16 protein-coding genes are annotated in these 17,007 nt (G+C 64.1%); 1 reads left to right on the top strand and 15 read right to left on the bottom strand.

The features are described from left to right. Positions 1–32 precede the first annotated feature (32 nt). The 11 genes from AC0L2J_RS22400 to miaA all read right to left on the bottom strand — a co-directional run bounded on the left by AC0L2J_RS22400 (position 33) and on the right by miaA (position 11,857). Positions 33–1,745 carry a sulfatase-like hydrolase/transferase gene (locus tag AC0L2J_RS22400; protein WP_473394436.1) on the bottom strand — a complete coding sequence of 571 codons (1,713 nt, stop codon included), beginning with the start codon at positions 1,743–1,745 and terminating at the stop codon, positions 33–35. A 233-nt stretch (positions 1,746–1,978) separates the two neighbouring features. After that, positions 1,979–2,269, bottom strand: coding sequence for a DUF1330 domain-containing protein (locus AC0L2J_RS22405; RefSeq protein ID WP_018454346.1), 291 nt, complete (start codon positions 2,267–2,269; stop codon positions 1,979–1,981). Positions 2,270–2,331: 62 nt separating this feature from the next. After that, positions 2,332–3,183 carry an SDR family oxidoreductase gene (locus AC0L2J_RS22410; protein ID WP_473394440.1) on the bottom strand — a complete coding sequence of 284 codons (852 nt, stop codon included), beginning with the start codon at positions 3,181–3,183 and terminating at the stop codon, positions 2,332–2,334. A gap of 474 nt (positions 3,184–3,657) precedes the next feature. Continuing rightward, positions 3,658–4,677, bottom strand: coding sequence for a ketol-acid reductoisomerase (gene ilvC / locus AC0L2J_RS22415; RefSeq protein WP_007600992.1), 1,020 nt, complete (start codon positions 4,675–4,677; stop codon positions 3,658–3,660). A 148-nt stretch (positions 4,678–4,825) separates the two neighbouring features. Then, entirely contained in the window at positions 4,826–5,428 is a 603-nt protein-coding gene (locus AC0L2J_RS22420) for a LysE family translocator (RefSeq protein WP_473394444.1), read from the bottom strand. Between the two features lie 2 nt (positions 5,429–5,430). Next, entirely contained in the window at positions 5,431–6,327 is an 897-nt protein-coding gene (locus tag AC0L2J_RS22425; RefSeq protein ID WP_473394449.1) for an EamA family transporter, read from the bottom strand. Positions 6,328–6,396: 69 nt separating this feature from the next. Beyond that, complete coding sequence (locus AC0L2J_RS22430) at positions 6,397–7,086, bottom strand: class I SAM-dependent methyltransferase (RefSeq protein WP_473394453.1); 690 nt, start codon at positions 7,084–7,086, stop codon at positions 6,397–6,399. A 3-nt stretch (positions 7,087–7,089) separates the two neighbouring features. Next, the gene (ilvN, locus tag AC0L2J_RS22435; protein ID WP_007613340.1) at positions 7,090–7,632 is read right to left on the bottom strand and encodes an acetolactate synthase small subunit; all 543 of its coding nucleotides are present in this window, start codon (positions 7,630–7,632) and stop codon (positions 7,090–7,092) included. A 23-nt stretch (positions 7,633–7,655) separates the two neighbouring features. Then, positions 7,656–8,639 (bottom strand): threonine dehydratase, encoded by a 984-nt coding sequence (locus tag AC0L2J_RS22440; protein ID WP_473394457.1) that lies wholly within the window; start codon positions 8,637–8,639, stop codon positions 7,656–7,658. A 154-nt stretch (positions 8,640–8,793) separates the two neighbouring features. Beyond that, the gene (locus AC0L2J_RS22445) at positions 8,794–10,569 is read right to left on the bottom strand and encodes an acetolactate synthase 3 large subunit (RefSeq protein ID WP_473394461.1); all 1,776 of its coding nucleotides are present in this window, start codon (positions 10,567–10,569) and stop codon (positions 8,794–8,796) included. Positions 10,570–10,900: 331 nt separating this feature from the next. Next, positions 10,901–11,857, bottom strand: a complete 957-nt coding sequence (gene miaA / locus AC0L2J_RS22450) for a tRNA (adenosine(37)-N6)-dimethylallyltransferase MiaA (RefSeq protein WP_007613347.1) — start codon at positions 11,855–11,857, stop codon at positions 10,901–10,903. An 11-nt stretch (positions 11,858–11,868) separates the two neighbouring features. Here miaA and serB point away from each other — a divergent pair, with 11 nt between their 5' ends. Then, entirely contained in the window at positions 11,869–12,774 is a 906-nt protein-coding gene (gene serB, locus AC0L2J_RS22455) for a phosphoserine phosphatase SerB (RefSeq protein ID WP_007613348.1), read from the top strand. A gap of 138 nt (positions 12,775–12,912) precedes the next feature. Here the strand turns inward: serB and AC0L2J_RS22460 are convergent, their stop codons facing one another. The 4 genes from AC0L2J_RS22460 to hflK all read right to left on the bottom strand — a co-directional run bounded on the left by AC0L2J_RS22460 (position 12,913) and on the right by hflK (position 16,861). Continuing rightward, on the bottom strand, positions 12,913–14,409 hold the full coding sequence (locus AC0L2J_RS22460; RefSeq protein ID WP_063995296.1) for a Do family serine endopeptidase: 1,497 nt from the start codon (positions 14,407–14,409) through the stop codon (positions 12,913–12,915). A gap of 144 nt (positions 14,410–14,553) precedes the next feature. Then, a complete protein-coding gene (locus tag AC0L2J_RS22465) occupies positions 14,554–14,760 on the bottom strand; it encodes a DUF2065 domain-containing protein (RefSeq protein WP_007613351.1) in 207 nt (68 codons plus the stop codon). Between the two features lie 71 nt (positions 14,761–14,831). Beyond that, positions 14,832–15,728: a protease modulator HflC gene (hflC, locus tag AC0L2J_RS22470; protein ID WP_063995295.1), complete on the bottom strand. Its 897-nt coding sequence runs from the start codon at positions 15,726–15,728 to the stop codon at positions 14,832–14,834. After that, on the bottom strand, positions 15,725–16,861 hold the full coding sequence (gene hflK, locus AC0L2J_RS22475; protein WP_007613356.1) for an FtsH protease activity modulator HflK: 1,137 nt from the start codon (positions 16,859–16,861) through the stop codon (positions 15,725–15,727). The genes hflC and hflK overlap by 4 nt, the downstream gene beginning before the upstream one ends. Positions 16,862–17,007: the final 146 nt, after the last annotated feature.

Here is a 17,007-nt window from a genome sequence, read left to right on the forward strand (position 1 = left end):
CGTGCCATTCATCCGACGACGTTGGAGGGACGCTACAACCCGCGGATCGTCCCCGCATCGATCAGCAGCCGATTCAGCCGGCGCGCTTCGGCCCCGTCTTTACAGCCGTAGAATATGCCCTTGCAGCGGAGCATGATTTCCTTCTGCTCGGCGAAGGACGGATCGAGCGGGATGCCGGCGGCTTCCTGGATGACCAGCGGCAGATATGGGCCATCGACCGTGTCCATCACGGCCTCGCTCTTCACCGGCTCGAAATTGACGGCGTCGATCGCGTAGTAGGTCGCGTAGAGACGTGGGTCGTAGGCGTCGAGTTTTTTGCCGATTGCACCCTCGTCGAGCCCGGGCTCGAGGATAGCAGGCGCAAACTCGGGCTGATGATCGCCATAGCGCACGATCAGGAAGGGTTCGCCCGGAAATTTCTTCTTCAGGCCCGCGAGGAAAGCCTTGTATTGCTCGGCGCTCATCGCCTGCCGGCGCAGATATTCGTCGATGGACGGCACATTGCCCGGTGCGCGCCAGTTCGGCAGCAGGTCCGGGCGGAAGCGCGTTTCCCAGGGGAAATGATTGGCGCCGAGATAGATGAAGGTGAACAGCGGCTTGTTCGGCGTTCGCTCGCCCATCAGCCGGAGCGCCTTGTCGTAGAAGAAGCTATCCGGCTCGACATCCTTGGCGCCGAGATCCTTGGAGTCGAGGAAGCGTTCGATGCCGGTCGTCATCTGAAAGCTGCGCGCGGCCATGAAGCCGCCATTGGCGGGGTAGAGCGACATCGTGTCGTAGCCGCAGCGGCGCAGCGCCAGCGGCAGGCCGCGCTCGACACGGCCTGTTGCGATGCGCGTCACGAAATAGGCGAAGCGGCCGAACGAGCGCGACGACAACCCCGCGAACACGTTGTATTCGGTGAACCAGCTCGGCCCGCCGTTGCTCTCGGCCAGAAACGAGCGCTCCTTGCCGTCCCAGGATTTGAAATGGCTGCCGTAGCCGGCCGGCACCTTGATGCCCTGCGCGGCGCGGATGTCGAAGCTCGATTCATCATGGACCATGATGATGTTCGGCCGCCGGCCGGCGGGATGGCAGGCATCGACCAGCGGCATGTTGAGCCGTTCGTTGGTCGAAGCAGCCGACTCCATGAAGCCGTATTGCGCGAAGTCGGAGACCGCGCTGACGCCGGAGCGGAAGAACTTCGAGAGGTAGCCGTCGTCGTAATAGCCGCGCCAGGCCTCGTCCGGATGATAGAGCGAATAGCCGACCAGCGCGGCAAGGCAGGCGAGCTTGCAGGCAAGCGCCGGCAGCCTACGGATGCGGAATGGGTCGAGCCACCACAGCGCATACATCAGCGGTAGCGTGACGAGCCCGGCCCCGATCACCGACCAGCGCAAATTCGGAAAGATCGTGAACAGGAACGCGACCGTGTCGCGGTCGATCATCATCAGGTCGATGAAGTTGACCGTCATCTGCACGACGTCGTGCTTCAACCGCGACAGCAGCACCAGCACAACGACCATGGTCAGCGACAGCGCACTCGAGAGCGCCGGCCGCCGCAGCAGCGCGATCCAGAAGAAGTTGAGGATGCCCCAGGCCAGCACGAAGGAGAGGCGTGCGCCGAAATCCGTCTCGGTCTCGTACATCAGGACGAGCGCTGCGAGATGTGGCGCTGCAACCGCGAGCAGCCGCCAGATACCGAGCGCGGCGACGCTCGCCAGCACGGCGGTCGTGGCAGAAGGACCTGGATTGGGCGCGGACGCCATTGACGACACGCAACTGCTGGTCCGGCAAGGCGATGCCGAGCCGGCTGACCGGGCCTGCGGCGTTCGGCGCAGCCGGAAGGCCTGCACCGTGTCATAAAACTGTAATTGAACGGTCACGGACAAGCAACGCGTGTCGCGATCCGACCTTCGCTTAATGTTAGCGGAAGCCCATCGGTCTCCGCGCCCAATTCGTCCCGCCAGAGCAATCCCGCAGTGCAGAACCGACTTGCCGTCTAGTCGAGGCCCTCGACGCTGACCAGGCGGGCAGAACTGCAAGCGTCCCGAACCGCCTTGAGTCCCTGATAGGTCGCGCCTGTGTAGAACGCCTCCCAGGCTGCGACGGATGGGAATTCCAGCAGAACGATCCTGCGGGGCTGCCAGTCTCCCTCGTAGACCTTGTGGGCGCCCCCTCGCGCCAGATATCTGGCTCCAGCGGCCTCCAGGGCGGGCTTCACGCCCAACATAAAGCTTTGGTACTGCTGCAAGTCCCTGATCTCGACGTCGAAAATCACATAAGCCGGCATCTCAAGACGCTCCCACGATCGGAAATCGATCACCTGTCTGGCAATGGTCTCACCTCAGAGGCTCAGCCCTGCGGCAGCAGCCCGAGCCGCTTGGCGATGATGCGGTCGACCACACGCTTGGGCAGCGTGGCCGTCATCAAATGCCGCATCCGGTCCGGCGTGATCTGGTAGCGAACCTTGGGCCTCTCGGCGGTGAGCGCCTCGAAAACGACCTCGGCGATCCGCTCGGCCGGCAGCCCGGTCTCGCCGAGCTTCATCATGAACGCCATGACCTTGTTCAGCGCCGGCAGATAAGGCGAGTTCTGGTAAACTGACAGATCGATCTGCTCGGCCTTGCCCCAGATCGGCGTCTTGACAGCGCCGGGGGCGACGATGATGACGTCGATGCCAAACAGCATCAATTCGCGGCGCAAGCTCTCCGACAGGCCTTCGATGGCATGCTTGGAGGTGCAGTATGGCCCCAACAACGGATTACCGTTCTTGCCCGCGACCGAGCTGATCATCACGATCCGTCCCTTGGGCCCCTTCAGCGACGGATCGGCGCCGAGCAGAGGCCCGAACGCCTGCGTCGCGATGACGGGGCCGATGACGTTGATGTCCATCTGGCGCCGAAAATCATCGGCCGACAGCTCGAGCACGGGACCGGCGACCGCGACACCGGCGTTGTTGACGAGACCGGCCAGCGTCTCGCCGCCCAGAGCCTCGCGGACTTTTCGCGCAGCGGCGAGGACCGCCGCTTCGTCGGTGACGTCGAACAGCAGCGGCGTGAAGTTCGTACCGAATTCACCCATGAGCCGATCCGCATCGGCCTGCTTGCGGACGCTGCCGAAAACACGGTAGCCGCGCCCGACCAGAAATTTCGCAATGGCCCAGCCGATGCCGGTGGACGCGCCGGTGACGACGACGGATCGCATGGTCTTTTCCCCCAAGAGCTCCCGCGATCATGCAGGGGAAAGGTGCCGGGGCGCAATGCCGTCCCCGCTGAAGGAGACGCCGCAAGTGTCAGTTCTTAAGGTGAAGCGAGGCGCGAACGTCGCGACGTGAGATCGGTTGCATCATGAAGATGTGGATGAAGAGCCGAATCTTTGGCTCTGAAGACGCTGGGTTTTTGGGGATTGGGAGCTTCCGAAAAATCCTGAGAAACAACGCGAGACCAAGAATGTGGACTAAGCGTCAGTTCTTCGTGCTCAGGGAGCACTTTAGCTCGCGAAGAATTTGAATGAAGCAGCAATGCTTCGCGCGAGACGAAAAGAGCGAGACCGCTGGTTGCGATCTCGCTCGAATATAATCGCGAAGATTTAAGAATTGGTTTGGCGAGCGAAGCATGTGTTTTCGCTCGCATGACCGGATGCGGCGTAACCGATACGCCGCATCCGAACGGCCGCGACTTAGTTCTTCGACTTGTCGACCAGCGCGCCCTTCTTGATCCAGGGCATCATGTCGCGCAGCTTGGCGCCGACTTCCTCGATCGGGTGCTCGGCGAGCTTGGCGCGGGTCGCCTTGAACGAGGTCTGGTTGACCTTGTTCTCGAGCATCCAGTCGCGGGCGAACTTGCCGGACTGGATGTCGTTCAGAACCCGCTTCATCTCCTTCTTGGTCTCGTCGGTGACGATGCGCGGACCAGTGACGTACTCGCCATATTCCGCGGTGTTGGAGATCGAGTAGTTCATGTTGGCGATGCCGCCTTCATAGATCAGGTCGACGATCAGCTTCACCTCGTGCAGGCACTCGAAATAGGCCATCTCCGGGGCGTAGCCGGCTTCGACCAGGGTCTCGTAGCCGCCCTTGATCAGTTCGACCAGGCCGCCGCAGAGCACGACCTGCTCACCGAACAGGTCGGTCTCGCATTCTTCCTTGAAGGTGGTCTCGATGATGCCGGCACGGCCGCCGCCGACCGCGGAGGCGTAGGACAGGCCGAGGTCGTGGGCGTTGCCCGAGACGTCCTTTGCGATCGCGATCAGGCAGGGCACGCCGCCGCCGCGCTGGTATTCCGAGCGCACGGTGTGGCCGGGGCCCTTCGGCGCGATCATCAGCACGTCGAGATCGGCGCGCGGGTCGAGCAGGTTGAAGTGGACGTTGAGACCGTGCGCGAAGACGAGGGCGGCGCCCTTCTTCATGTTGTCGTGCAGGTGCTCGCGGTAGATGTCGCCCTGGAGCTCGTCCGGGGTCAGCATCATGACGAGGTCGGCCCATTTGGCGGCCTCGGCCACTTCCATCACCTTGAAGCCGGCAGCTTCCGCCTTCTTGGCCGAGGCCGAACCCTTGCGGAGCGCAATCGCCACGTCCTTGACGCCGGAATCCTTCAGGTTCAGCGCATGGGCGTGGCCCTGGCTGCCATAGCCGACGATGACGACCTTCTTGCCCTTGATCAGGTTCAGGTCGGCGTCGCGATCGTAATAAACACGCATGGTCGTTTCCTCGTTCAGGGGGCCGGAATCGGCCGTTGGTCAGGTCTTGTCAGTCAGGTCTCGGACGGTGAAATTTGCGGATTTCGGGGGCTGTCTAGAGCATTTTCGGCCCCCTGGGAAACCCGTTTCTGCATGGAAAGCCGGGGCATCATGCATCCATGACCACGGGATAGAGGGACGCCAGCAGCAGGATGGCCATCAGGATGTTGAAGGGGCGGACCAGCCGCTCGGAGGTCAGCACCGGCCGTAGTGCAGTGCCGAACAGGACCCAGACCACGGTCGAGACCGCGCCGACGAGTAGGCTGACCAGGGTCTGGATCGCGATATTGAGGGGGAATTGGGCAATCGCCGCGTAGGCGGTGATTGTGCCGATCACGATCACCCAGCCCTTGGCGTTGATCCACTGGAACATCGCCGCGCCCCAGAAGGTCATCGGGCCGCGGCCGGTCTCACCATCAGGCGTGGTCGGGCCGGACAAAGCAATCACGGCGGCAAGATAAATCAGATAGGCCGCGCCGGCATATTTCAGAATGGTCTGCAGGATCGGATAGGCCAGAAACACTGTGCCGAGCCCGAGGCCGACCGCTGCAATCATGAAGGCGAAGCCGATGACGACGCCGACGATGTGGGGAATCGTGCGACGGAAGCCATAAGTCAGCCCGGAGGACAGCAACATGATGTTGTTCGGCCCAGGCGTGAAATACATCACGGCCATGAAGGCGAGGAAGGCATACAGCAGCGACTGGGACATGCTCACCTCACGCGGCCTTCGGCTATGGTTCTCTGGGATACCGCCTCGGGGCGCTTCGCCAGCACCATCACCGCGATACCGCCGATCACGGTCAGCATGCCGGCGAGGCGCAGCGGACCGAACTGCTCGCCGAACACGATGCTGGACGCGGCCGAGCCGACGAACGGCACCAGCAGCGCGAACGGCACCACTTGCGCGGTGGGATAGTCACGCAGCAGCCGGCCCCACAGCCAATAGGCGATACTGGTGGAGATGCCGCCGATCACCAGCAGGCAAATGAGGCCGGTGAGCGACATGTGGATCAGCGACTGCCAGGTCGGCGTTGGTCCGTTGACGACCAGCGTGAGCGCGAACAGCGGCACCGCGGTGGCGAGACACAACCAGGCGAACAGATCGAACATCGGCACGCCGCGGGCGCCCCGCAGCAAGATATTGCCAGCCGCAAAGCTGACCGGCGCGATCATCAGCACGGCGAAGGCACCGACGCTGAAATCATAGCCCACCGTGCCGCAGATCATCAAAAGGCCAACGGCTGCGATGACGATGCCCAGCGTCTGCACCGGCGTCGGCCGCTCGCCGAATGCGATCGCGGCAAAGCCGATCGTGAACAGCGCCTGGCTCTGCACGACGACGCTGGTCAACCCCACCGGCACGCCATGGGCGATGCCATAGGCTTGGCTCAGAAACTGGCCGAGAAAGAGCGTGAAGCTGATTGCGAGCAGGAGCGACCAGGCAATTTTCGGCTTGCGAATGAACAGGCACGGCACCGCGGCAATGGTGAAGCGCATCGCCGTCATCAGCTCCGGCGAAAATTCGTCGAGCGCGATCCGGCTCGCCACGAAGGCAAGCCCCCAGATGACCGCCACCAGGATGGCGATGAGGATGTCGGCCGGCTTCATTATCGTTCCCGGTTCTGCCCTGTCGTGCAGCCCTGCTTGTTGTTCTGGTCGAGCCTTGATTGCCGGCCGTTACGTGGAAGAATTGGGTTTCCGCAGCAGATAAGTGCCGTGCATCGGAGCGTGGTAATCGGCCGAGACCAGCGTGAAGCCGACGTCGGTCAGCATCCGCTCCATGACCCAGCCAAAAGTGGAATACTCGTCGCGCATGTGGGTGACGACGCTTTCACGCGGGACATCGTGGTTCTTAATCTCAAAGTCGGCCCATTGATCGACTTCGCGCTCGACGGCATCGGGCATCGAGGCGTAGACGATGTCGCGCAAATAGAAGGTGGCACCAGGCTTGAGCGCGCGATAGATCCGCGACATCGCCACCGCCTTCCAGAAATCCGGCAGATGGTGCAGCGTGAACTCGCTGACGATCAGGTCATAGGACTCCGGCCGGTAGGCGAAGCTGAGCAGGCCGGCGGACTGCGTGCGTACGGGCGCCTTGCGGTCGCGCGCGTAGATCTCGGCGAGCGCCAGCATCGCGGGCGAGATGTCGATGGCGTCGACCTCGGCGCCCATCAGCGCGGCCTCGGTCGCGAGCACGCCGTTGCCGCAACCGATGTCGGCGATGCGCCAGCCGCGCTGGACGCCGAGCATCTTCAGGGCGGCGCGCGCCCTTAGATCGGCATCGTCATGACTGTCGTAGATCGAGGCCACTGCAGGCCCGATCCCCATCCGGTTCCGCTCGTTGTAATACCAGTCGCGCGCCAGCATGGCTCACATTCCTTCAGGCCCGCGGCCAATCGCGGCAACACCGGTGCGCGACACTTCGACGAGGCCAAGCGGACGCATCAGGTCGATAAACTGATTGATCTTGTCGGTATTGCCTGTGATCTCGAACACAAAGCTCTCGGTGGTGGCGTCGATCACGCGGGCGCGGAACGCGTCCGCCAGCCGCAGCGCCTCGACGCGATGCTCGCCCTGCCCGCGCACCTTGACCATCGCCAGCTCGCGCTCGATCGAGCGTTTCGTCAGCGTCATGTCGACGACGCGATAGACCGGGATCATGCGGTCGAGCTGATGCTTGATCTGCTCGATCACCATCGGCGTACCCGTCGTGACGATAGTGATGCGCGAGAGATGCTTCTGGCTCTCGGTCTCCGAGACCGTGAGGCTCTCGATGTTGTAGCCGCGCCCGGAGAACAGGCCGATGACGCGCGCAAGCACGCCGGGCTCGTTCTGCACGAGCACCGAAAGCGTGTGCGTCTCGTTCGGGTCGTGGCGCTCCTCGATGAAATAGGCGGATGCGGGCTGGTTCATTGTCGTCCCCTTCATTCTCGTCGTTACGCCGTCGCCCGACGAGCAACCGGCGCATCCGTCCCGACCCAACCGCGGAACAGATCGAAATCGATATTGCCGCCTGACAGCACGAGACCAACGCGCTTGCCCGACAGACTCGTCTTTTCCTGAAGCGCCGCGGCGAGCGCGGCAGCGCCGGCGCCTTCGGCCAGATTGTGCGTGTCGGTCCAGAGCGCACGGATCGCGAGCGCGATCTCATCGTCCGTCACCTGGACGATACGCGAGGCGCCTTTACGGATGATGGCGAGCGCTTCCGGATCGGGAATCCGCGTCGCCATGCCGTCCGCGAGCGTGTTGCTGGTCTCGGTGGTCACGACGTGACCCGCGGCGAAAGACAGCGCGTAGGACGGCGCCTCGGTCGATTGCACGCCGACGATCTCGGTCTTCAGGCCGAGAAGATCGCGTGCCATGATGCAGCCGCAGATGCCCGAGCCCTGCCCGATCGGCACATAGAGGATGTCGAGATCGGGCGCGGCCCGGAACAATTCGAGCGCATAGGACGCCACGCCCAGCACCAGGTCCGTATGGAACGACGGCACCATGTGCAGCCCGGCGAACTGTGCGTGGCGGCCGGCTTCCTCGCGTGCGGCCTGAAAGTCCTCGCCATGCTCAACGAGCTCGGCGCCGAACGCCTTCATCGCGCGGTTCTTCTCGACCGAATTGCCGCGCGGCACATAGATCACGGCAGGCACGCCGTGGCGGCTCGCCGCAAAGGCAAGGCTCTGACCGTGATTGCCGCGCGTCGCCGAGATGATGCCCGGAATGTTCGGCCGCTCGCGCTTCAGCCGTTCGAGGTAGACCAGCCCGCCGCGCACCTTGAAGGCGCCCGTCGGCGTGTGGTTCTCGTGCTTGACCACGACCTGCGCGCCGAGCCGCAGGCAGAGCAGCGGCCAGGCGTGCGCCGGCGTTGCCGGCACCGCCTGCCGCACGATCGCATGTGCGCGTTCGAGCTCCTTCAGGTCGAACATGTCACCTTCTCATCAATCCATCTCTCGCGACTGTCATCCCCGCGAAGGCGGGGATCCAGTATTCCAGAGGCCCCTGAGAGCGATCGACAGGCCGCGGCGTACTGGATCGCCCGGTCAAGCCGGGCGACGACAGCGGCGTTTGTGACCATCACGCTCACACCAGCGCCTTGCCGCCGGCGAACGCCTTTGCGGTGGCTTCGTCGTTCGCCTGCTCCGGCAACAGCATCTCGTTGTGCGCCTTGCCGGAGGGGATCATCGGGAAACAATTTTCCAGCGACGCGACACGGCAGTCGAACAGCACCGGGCGCTTGACCGAGATCATCTCCTGGATGGCACCGTCGAGATCGCCGGGCTTGTGCACCTGGAAGCCGACGCCGCCGTAGGCTTCCGCAAGCTTGACAAAGTCCGGCATCGCCTCCGAGTAGGAATGCGACAGGCGGTTGCCATGGAGCAACTGCTGCCACTGCCGCACCATGCCCATGTACTGGTTGTTCAGGATGAAGATCTTGATCGGCAGCTCGTACTGCACCGCCGTCGACATCTCCTGCATCGTCATCTGCACCGAGGCATCGCCCGCGATGTCGATGACGAGGCTGTCGGGATGGGCCACCTGCACGCCGACCGCGGCCGGCAGGCCGTAGCCCATGGTGCCGAGACCGCCCGAGGTCATCCAGCGATGCGGCTCCTCGAAGCCGTAGAACTGCGCGGCCCACATCTGATGCTGGCCGACCTCGGTGGTGATGTAGGTGTCCTTGCCGCGCGTCGCCTCGAACAGGCTCTGGATCGCGTGCTGCGGCAGGATGACGTCATTGCTCTTCCTGTAATAGAGCGAGTTGCGGGCGCGCCACTGCGCGATCTGCTGCCACCAGGCCTTGATGTCGGGCTTCTTCGCCTCCGCCTTGAACACCTGGAGAATGTCGCCGAGGATGTTGCCGCAGTCGCCGATGATCGGCACGTCGACGCGGATGTTCTTGTTGATGGAGGACGGGTCGATGTCGATGTGGATCTTCTTCGAGTTCGGCGAGAACGCATCGACACGGCCGGTGATGCGGTCGTCGAAGCGCGCGCCGACGCAGAGCATGACGTCGCAATCATGCATGGTCATGTTGGCTTCGTAGGTGCCGTGCATGCCGAGCATGCCGAGCCAGCTCTTGCCCGACGCCGGATATGCGCCGAGACCCATCAGGGTGGAGGTGATCGGAAAGCCGGTGACCTCGACCAGTTCGCGCAGCAGTCTGGTCGCCTCGGGGCCGGAATTGATGACGCCGCCGCCGCTGTAGATCACGGGGCGCTTGGCATTGGCGAGCAGCGCGACGGCCTTGCGGATCTGCGTCGCATCGCCCTTCACCCGCGGCGCGTAGGAGCGATGCACGTCGGACTTGCGCGGTGGATGATAGGTGCCGGTCGCGAACTGCACGTCCTTGGGCACGTCGACGAGCACCGGCCCCGGTCGACCCGTGGTCGCAACGTAAAACGCCTCGTGCAGCACCTTTGCAAGATCGTTGACGTCGCGCACCAGCCAATTGTGTTTGGTGCAGGGGCGCGTGATGCCGACAGTGTCGCATTCCTGGAACGCATCGTTGCCGATGAGATGCGTCGGCACCTGGCCGGAGATGCAGACCAGCGGGATCGAGTCCATCAGCGCGTCGGTGAGCGGCGTCACCATGTTGGTGGCGCCGGGACCGGAGGTCACCAGTGCAACGCCGGGCCGGCCGGTCGAACGCGCATAGCCCTCGGCGGCGTGGCCCGCGCCCTGCTCATGCCGGACCAGGATGTGCTGGACCTCGCTCTGCTGGAAGATCTCGTCGTAGATCGGGAGCACCGCGCCGCCGGGATAGCCGAAAATGTCGGTCACGCCATGATCGATGAGCGCGCGGACGATCATCGCGGCGCCGGTCATCTGGTTCGGATCGTGGCTCTTGTCGCTCATTGGCTTGCTCCGGATGCGCTGTTGTCAGCGGCTTCGTTCGTGTCGGGTTTTCGGAAATAAAAAAGGCCCCGAAGAGGGCCCCATGCACACCGCCTGTCATGTGGATGGCAGCTAGCCACCCCCGGCGGTGTGCCTGGGTACGACGGCGATAAGGAGTTTGGTAATAATGTTACGCATGGCAGGTGCCCAGCTTCCCGAAGGTTGCGCGAAACATAGCGGCCAATGCCCCGATGTCAAGGCAATGCGGCCGTTCCCGCGCGATTTTGGCAGTGTAGCGGCGTTCCCGGAATTGGGCGAGAGGTAAATTCGGCAGCCGAGGCACAAAAGCGTGTCAACCGGGGTCCCGGGCAGCGTTCACGGCCGCCGCCAGCCAGCCCCGAATCTCTTCCGGCTTCACCCACTCGAATTCGGGCAATTGGTGCCGGAACCAGGTGAACTGCCGCTTGGCATAATGGCGGGTGTCGGCCCGGCCAATGGTAGCCGCCTGCTCCAGGCTGAGCTCACCGCGCAGATGCCGGATCAGCGCCGGCACACCATGAGCCTTCATGGCCGGCAACAGCGGATCGAGGTTGCGGGCGGCGAGACGCTCGACCTCCTCCAGCGCGCCGGCCCCCAACATGACGTCGAAGCGGGCGTCGATGCGCGCATAGAGCTCGTCGCGCTCGGGCGCGAGGAACACCGCGCGAAAACTGTCCCTGGGCAAGAGCGGCGGCTGGCCCTCATGGTGCCAGTCCAGCAGCGACCGGCCGGTGGCTTCGAGCACTTCCAGCGCGCGCGCAATGCGCGTGCGATCGCGCAGGTTCAATCGCTCGGCCGCCCGCGGATCGGAGGCTGCGAGTTCCGCGTGCAGCGCTTCGACGCCGTTCCGCTCCAGCCGCGCCCGGACGTCCTCGCGCACCTCGACAGGGATCGGCGGCACCATTGAAAGGCCCGCCGTCAGCGCCTTGAAGTACAGCCCGGTCCCGCCGATGAAGATCGGCAGGCGGCCCTCCGCTTGCGCCTCTTCGAGCGCCCTCGCCGCGTCACTCACCCAGGCACCAGCCGAAAAATTCACGGCCGCGTCGACATGGCCGTACAGGCGATGAGGCACCTGCGCTTCGTCGCCAAGGGTGGGGCGCGCGGTGATGATGCGGAGGTCGCGGTAGACCTGCATGGAATCGGCATTGATCACGACCCCGCCCGCAGCGAGCGCAAGCTCGAGCGCCAGCGCCGACTTGCCGCTGGCGGTCGGGCCTGCGATAAGCACCGCCTTGCCAACATGCCTTCTGCCGATTTGCCCCTCGCTCACGAAAACCTCAAATGTCCCTCGTCGCCACGCTGATCTGCAACCCGAATAGTCCCGCGCTCGACTCGACCATCGTCGACGGCGCCCGCGCCGTGCTGCCTCAGGCAGCTCCGGCGCACTGGCTGTTCGACGGGGTTGCAGTCGATATCCCCTTCGGTGCCGACAGTAACCTCGAAGGCGACCGTCACGCCATCGAGCAGCGACTTCGCGAGATTCGAGGCGACCTGCCCATCGATATCGTCGTGCAGCCAGTCGGCTTCCGGCGCAAGAAGCTTTTTCTCGCCGACATGGATTCCACCATGATCGGTCAGGAATGCATCGACGAACTCGCCGATTTCGTCGGGGTGAAGGCCCATGTGGCAGCCATCACCGAGCGCGCGATGCGCGGCGAGGTCGAGTTCGAGCCGGCGCTGCGCGAGCGCGTCGCGCTGCTCAAGGACCTCCCCGCCAGTGCGGTCAACGAGGTGCTGGCCAAGCGCATTACGCTGACGCCGGGTGGCCGCGAACTGGTCGCGACCATGCGCGCCCATGGCGCCTATGCCTGTCTCGTGTCCGGCGGCTTTACGCTGTTCACCAGCGCGGTCGCCACCAGGATCGGTTTCCAGGAGAACCGCGCCAACGAGCTCGTCGTCCGCGACGGCAAGTTTACCGGCGAGGTGAAGGAGCCGATCTTGGGGCGCGCGGCAAAGCTCGCGACGCTGGTGGATCTAATGGAGTCGTTCGATCTCGACGACGTGGACTCGCTGGCGGTTGGCGACGGCGCCAATGATCTCGCGATGATCCAGGCGGCGGGCCTGGGCGTGGCGTATCATGCGAAGCCTGCGGTGGCCGCGGCTGCGGCGGCCCGGATCGATCATGGCGACCTCACCGCGCTCCTGTACGCGCAGGGGTATCGGCGGGAGGAATTCGTGGAGGCGTAGTCTCCTCTCCGCTGTCATCACCCGCGAAAGCGGGTGATCCAGTATTCCCGAGACAGCGCGAGGATACGGAAAAGCCGCGGCGTACTGGATGCCCCGCTTTCGCGGAGCATGACAGTGAATGTGTGGCTGCTCGTGCGCCTACTGCACGCTCAGCGCGACAAACCGAAGCTCGCCGTCGGCGTTCGACACCAGCAGCAACACCGACTTCTTGCCGTCCTTCTTGAGCTGGTCGACCCGCTTCTGGATATCGGCGCCGCTGGAGACGGCCTCCTGCGCCACCTCGACGATGACGTCGCCGGCGGAGAGGCGCTTCTCGGCGGCATCCGAATTGGCGTCGACATTGGTGACGACAACGCCCTTGACGCTGTCCTTGATCTTGTAGCGCGTACGCAGATCCTTGCTCAGCGCCGCGAGGTCGAGGCCGAGCGCCTTCTGTGTCACGGTCTTTTCAGGCGGAGGCTCGTCGGTCTTCACTGCGGCCTGCACCTTCTCGGGATCCTGCAACCGGCCGAGCGTGACCTTCTTGGTCTCCTCCTGACTCTTCCGGATGATGACTACGTCGACCTCCTTGCCGACCGCCGTGTCGGCGACCACGCGAGAGAGATCCTTGGGGTCCTTGACGTCCTTGCCGTCGAACTTGACGACGACGTCGCCGGGCTCGATGCCGGCCGGTTTGGCCGGGCCCTTGTCGTCGACGCCGGCAACCAGCGCGCCGCGCGGCGGCTTGATGTTGAGGCTCTCGGCGATCTCGTCGGTGACGCTCTGGATGCGCACGCCCAGCCAGCCGCGGCGCAACTCGCCGAACTGGCGGAGCTGGTCGACGACACCCGCGACCGTCTTCGACGGTACGGCGAAGCCGATGCCGATCGAGCCGCCGGAGGGCGAGATGATCAGCGTGTTGACGCCGATGACATCGCCATCGAGGTTGAACAGCGGACCGCCGGAATTGCCGCGGTTGATGGAGGCGTCGGTCTGAATGTAGCTGTCGTAGGGACCTGACGAGATGTCACGGTTCTTCGCCGAGACGATACCGGCTGTCACGGTGCCGCCGAGGCTGAAAGGATTGCCGATCGCGACGACCCAGTCGCCCAGGCGCAGCTTGTCGGAATCGCCGAACTTCACCGACACCAGCGGCTTCGGCGGTTTGAACTTCAGCACGGCAAGGTCGGTCTTCTTGTCGACGCCGACCAGATCGGCCTTGATTTTGGTCCCGTCGTTGAGGATGACGTTGATCTCGTCGGCGTCCGCGATGACGTGGTTGTTGGTGACGACGACGCCTGATGTGTCGATGATGAAGCCACTTCCGAGCGAGTTGGTCTTGCGCGGCGCCGGGCCGTTCTCGCCGCCCTTGCTGCCGCCGCCGGGACCCTTCCGATTCTTGAAGAAGTCGTCGAAGAACTCCTCGAAGGGCGAACCAGGCGGCAGTTGCGGCATGGCATTCCCGCCGCCACCCTTGGCCTCGACGGTCTGCGAGGTCGAGATGTTGACGACCGCGTCGATCACCTTCTCGGCGACGTCGGCGATGCCATCCGGTCCGCGCGCATGGGCCGGTGTGCCGAGTGCGCTGAAAGCGCCAAAGGCGAGCGCGGCCAGCCCTAAGCGCAAACGGGTCGGGGCAATGGTGGCAGCGGTCATTGTGATCTCCAGGAAACAAGGATTCGAGGTCAAGACTGCGCTCGAACGGGGGGACGGCGCAAGCGCGGACCTTAACGGGCCTCAGAACCCGGATAATAAGGCGAAAACCGGTCCCTCGCCTTCACTTTGGCGTTGGTGCGACGGCTAAATTGGACGTCGCATAACCCAGATCAGGATCAGGCCGGCCACGGCCGAACCAATGCCGACCGCCCGCAGGACATTGTCCGGCGTGGCCATCGCGCTTTTCATGGCCTTGCGCATCCAGGCCGGGCTTGCCGCGAACATCAAGCCTTCCAGCACGAACAGGATGCCCAAACCGATGAGGAAGTCGGTGAACGCAATGGACCTCATCGGATTGGAACCTCCCGTTGTGCTGTTCTTGTCTGGACGAAGGGCGGCCAGACCTGCCGCCCTTGTCTCGCTTACGGCTTCGCCGGCGTCGTGGTCGCCGTCTTGCCGGACGGGTTACCAAAGAACCGGAAGAAATCCGAGTCCGGGCGCAGCAGGAAGCGGGTGTCGTTCGCGCGCAGCCCGTTCTCATAGGCCGTCATCGAGCGGTAGAAGGCGAAGAAATCCGCATCCTTGCCGTAGGCTTCGGCGAACAGACGGTTGCGCTCGGCATCGCCGACGCCGCGCGTCTGCTCGGCCAGCGACCTCGCATCCGCCTCGATCACGGTCGCCTCGCGGTCGGCCTTGGAGCGGATCTCCTGTGCCTTCTGGCCGCCCTGCGCGCGGAACTCGGCGGCTTCGCGCTCGCGTTCCGTCTTCATGCGCTGATAGACCGCCTGGCTGTTCTGCTCCGGCAAATCGGCACGGCGGATCCGGACGTCGACGACCTGGATGCCGTAGCCGTCGGCCTCGTGGTCGAGCTGATCGCGGATGCGCTGCATCAGCTTCTCGCGGTCGTCGCGGACCACGTTGATGAAGGTGACCTCGCCGAGCACGCGGCGCAGCGCCGCGTTCAAGAGCGTGGTGAGCTGGATGTTGGCGGCCTGGATCGAGCCGATGCTCTGATAGAAGCGAAGCGCGTCCTTGATGCGGTAACGCGCGAAGGCGTCGACCACGAGCCGCTTCTGGTCGGACGCGATCGCTTCCTGCGACGGGTTCTCCAGATCGAGGATGCGCTTGTCGATGTTGATCACCGAATTCCACGGCGCCTTGAAGTGCAGGCCGGGATCGGTGACGACGTCGACGGGCTTGCCGAATTGCAGCACGATGGTCTGCTCGGTCTGCGCCACCGTGAACAGGGACATGTAGCCCACGATCACGACGAGCAGGAGCCCGAGCAGCGTGACGATGCCTGTGACCGGAGATCTCATCGGTTGCCTCCGGTCGTCTGCTGGCCGGTTGCGGGCGGCCGCTTGGTCGTCAATTCGCTGAGCGGCAGATAAGGCACGACGCCCTGGCCCGACTGGCCGCCGTCATAGATCAGCTTTTCCGAGCCGCCGAGCACGCGCTCCATCGTCTCCAGATAAATCCGTTCACGCGTCACGTCGGGCGCCTTCTTGTATTCCTCGTAAACCTTCAAGAAGCGCGAGCTCTGGCCCTTGGCCTCGGCGACCGTCTGCTCCCTGTAGCCTTCGGCGGCCTGCATGATCTGCGCCGCACGTCCGCGTGCCTGCGGCACGACCTGGTTGGCATAGGTCTGCGCCTCGTTCTGCAACTGCTCGAGATTGGCGCGCGCTGCCTGGACGTCGCGGAAGGCGTCGATTACCTGCGCCGGCGGGTCGACCTTCTGCATCTGCACCTGGCTGATCTGAATGCCGGCGCCGTAGCTGTCCAGTGTCTTCTGGATCAGTTCCTGCACGCCCTGTTCGGTGACGTTGCGTGCACCGGTCAGGATCGGCTGGATCTGAGAGCGGCCGATCACCTCGCGCATCGCGCTCTCGGCGATCGCCTTCACGGTGCCTTCGGGATTCTGGATGTTGAAGAGGAAATCGCCGACGCCGTTGGGCTTGATGCGCCAGAGCACCGTGAAGTCGACGTCCACGATGTTCTCGTCGCCGGTCAGCATCAGGCTCTCTTCCGGCACGTCACGAATGGAGCGGCCGCGCCGCGCCGGATCGTCGATCAGCGTCATGCCGATGGAGATGGTGGAAACGCGCAATGCCTTTGGCAGCAGCACGGTCTCGATCGGATAGGGCAGATGGTAGTTCAGGCCAGGCTCCACGGTGCGGACATGCTTGCCGAAGCGCAGCACGACGCCGAGCTCTTCGGACTGCACCCGGAAGAAGCCCGACAGCAGCCAGAACGCGACGATGAGGAGCACGATCAGCGTGATGCCGATGCCGGAGAAATAGCCACCCGGCATGATCTGCTGGAGGCGATCCTGGCCGCGCCGCAGAAGGTCTTCCAGATCCGGCGGCCTTGGCCCGACCGGTTGCGGGCCGTTGCCCCATGGCCCCTTCGGACCCGAGCCCCATGGGCCACCGCCCTGATTCTTCCACGGCATTCGACGCTCTCCTCGGCAGGGTGAAATTGCCCCCCGCCCGCTTTGTCCGGTCCGGCTTTATAGGGGACAGGCAGGTCCCTTACAACGCAGCCCTCGCCGCCCTCCGAGCTAAGCTCGGGGGCAGAAAAGTCAATGTTAACATTGGC

Source organism: Bradyrhizobium sp. MV1.5, from assembly GCF_055807615.1.